Origin of the sequence: Gordonibacter pamelaeae 7-10-1-b (assembly GCF_000210055.1) — a bacterium.
GTDB lineage: Bacteria > Actinomycetota > Coriobacteriia > Coriobacteriales > Eggerthellaceae > Gordonibacter > Gordonibacter pamelaeae.
In genome coordinates, this window is the sequence record NC_021021.1 from 3,428,918 (window position 1) to 3,431,435 (window position 2,518).

The following is a 2,518-nucleotide window of genomic DNA, read 5'->3' on the forward strand; positions in this document are numbered from 1 at the left end:
GCACCGTGTTCGGCCCGCATCCGCGCAGCTACGCGTTCCGCGTGAACAACAAGGAGGTCAAGCTGGCGATGCGCTCCGCGCTCTCCGCCAAGCTGGCCGACGGCGAGCTGGTGGTGGTGAAGGACTTCGAGTTCGAGAAGCCCTCCACGAAGGCCGCCGTGGCCGCGATGAAGGCGCTCGGCCTCGAGGGTCGCGTGGCGCTCGTCATCGCCGACGACGCGGTGAACACGTACCTGTCGTTCCGCAACATCCCGAAGGTGAACATCATCCCGGTGTCCGACATCAACACCTACGAGCTCATCGACAACAAGAAGCTCGTGGTGACGGCCGACGCCCTCAAGTACATCGAGGAGGTGCTCGCATAATGAAGGATCCCCGCGAGGTTATCATCCGCCCCATCATCACGGAGCATAGCTACGACATGATGGAGAAGAACACGTACACGTTCGAGGTGGCGAAGGACTCCAACAAGGTGGAGATCGCCCAGGCCGTCGAGGCCATCTTCAACGTGAAGGTCGTGAAGGTGAACACGCTGAACGTGAAGCCGAAGCCCAAGCGCGTCCGCTACCAGCTGGGCCAGACCCGCACCTGGAAGAAGGCCATGGTCACGCTGAAGGAAGGCGACACGATCGAGCTGTTCGCCAGCTAGGCTATCGAGCCGTCCGAAGCTTTGGAGCGCCCCGCATCTGCGGGGCGCTTTTCGTGTTGGGGGAGGGCCGGGGCGCATGGCGAGTTTGTATGCTCGCGTGCGCGGACGGGATGGTTGGTGTATGGTGGGGCAAACGCAGCTGCGAGGGTGAAGAGAGGGATCGATTTGGCATTCGTGGAGTTCCGCGACGTGCGCAAGGTGTACACGATGGGCGAGGTGGAGGTCGCGGCCGTCGACGGGATGACGTTCGACATCGAGCGCGGCGAGCTCGTGGTGGTGGTGGGGCCCTCGGGCGCCGGCAAGACCACGCTCCTGAACATGCTGGGCGGCATGGACGGGTGCTCGTCGGGCACCATCATGCTGGACGGGCGCGAAATCAGCGCGTTCAACAGCAAGGAGCTCACCTACTACCGCCGCTACGACATAGGCTTCGTGTTCCAGTTCTACAACCTCGTGCAGAACCTCACGGCGTTGGAGAACGTGGAGCTGGCGAGCCAGATCTGCAAGGACCCGCTCGATGCGGCCGAGGTGCTTGCCCAGGTGGGGCTGGGGCATCGGCTGGACAACTTCCCCGCCCAGCTCTCCGGCGGCGAGCAGCAGCGCGTGGCCATCGCCCGCGCGCTGGCGAAGAACCCGAAGCTGCTTCTGTGCGACGAGCCCACCGGTGCGCTGGACTACCATACCGGCAAGGCCATCCTGCGGCTGTTGCAGGACACGTGCTACGACACCGGCAAGACCGTCGTGCTCATCACGCACAACTCGGCGTTCACGGCCATAGCCGACCGCGTCATCCACATCCGCGAGGGGCGCGTGGCGGGCGTCGAGATCAACGAGGCCCCGCTGTCGGCCGACGTCCTGGAGTGGTAGGGGAGCGGGCTTGAGGGGCGCATTCAACAAGGACGTCCTCCGTTCCGTCACGCACTCGCTCGGGCGCTTCCTGGCCATCGCCGGCATCGTGGCGTTGGGCACGGGATTCTACGCGGGGCTGCGCATGACGGCCCCCGACATGAAGCTCGCGGCCGACCAGTTCTACGACGGCACGAACCTCATGGACATCCGCGTGGTGTCGACGCTCGGCCTCACCGACGACGACCTGGCCGCCCTGCGCGGCGTGGAGGGCGTCGCGCAGGTCATGGGTGCCTACGAGACGGACGTCATGGCCACGGTGAACGACGAGCAGTACGCTATCCGCGTGCACTCGCTGCCCGCCGCCGCTGCGGAAAGCGATACGGGCGACGGCGTGAACGCGGTCTCCGGCGCCGCCGACTACCTGAACCGGCCCGTTCTTGTGGAGGGCTCGTGGCCGGTGCGCGAGGGCGAGTGCGTGCTGTCGGCCGACAAGGTGATGAACACGCCCACGAAGATCGGCGACACGGTGCAGATCACCGAGGGCTCGCAGGACGTGGACGACGTGCTGGCCACGCGCACGTACCAGGTGGTGGGCTACGTGCACTCCTCGTACTACGTGTCGTCCACGTCCATGGGCACCACCTCGCTCGGGTCGGGCTCGGTGCAGCAGTTCATGTACGTGCCGGAATCGGATTTCTCGAAGGATCTGCCCTACACGGAGGCCTTCGTCACGGTGGCGGGGGCGGCGGGCGAGTTCTCGGGAAGCGACGCCTACTTCGAGCGCGTGCACGAGGTAGAGGACCGCATAGAGACCCTCGCCCCCGCGCGCGAGCAGGCCCGCGCGGACGGGCTGCGCGCCAACGCCCAGAAGGAGCTCGACGAGAAGCGCGCCGACTACGAGCGCGAGCGGGCCGATGCCGAGCAGCAGCTCAACGACGCGCAGCGCCAGCTGGACGAGGCGGCTGCGGCCATCGCCGAGAACAAGCAGAAGCTCGCCGACGCGCAGGCCGCCTACGATAG

3 protein-coding genes and 1 pseudogene are annotated in these 2,518 nt (G+C 66.2%); all 4 read left to right on the forward strand.

All coding sequences use genetic code 11. The features are described 5' to 3' along the window. A partial coding sequence (locus tag GPA_RS15775; protein ID WP_083809193.1) for a 50S ribosomal protein L4 occupies nt 1–365 on the forward strand: 365 nt, incomplete at its 5' end. Further along, entirely contained in the window at nt 365–649 is a 285-nt protein-coding gene (gene rplW, locus GPA_RS15780) for a 50S ribosomal protein L23 (protein WP_015540478.1), read from the forward strand. The genes GPA_RS15775 and rplW, both read left to right, overlap by 1 nt. Before the next feature lie 165 nt (nt 650–814). Then, nucleotides 815–1,516: an ABC transporter ATP-binding protein gene (locus GPA_RS15785; RefSeq protein WP_041239800.1), complete on the forward strand. Its 702-nt coding sequence runs from the start codon at nt 815–817 to the stop codon at nt 1,514–1,516. Nucleotides 1,517–1,526: 10 nt separating this feature from the next. Beyond that, nucleotides 1,527–2,518: pseudogene (locus GPA_RS19650) on the forward strand (ABC transporter permease); the annotation flags it as partial.

What these genes read in the sequence shown, in the direction of transcription:
- rplW (WP_015540478.1), top strand. Translation starts at nt 365, where the DNA reads ATGAAGGATCCCCGCGAGGTTATCATCCGCCCCATCATCACGGAGCAT.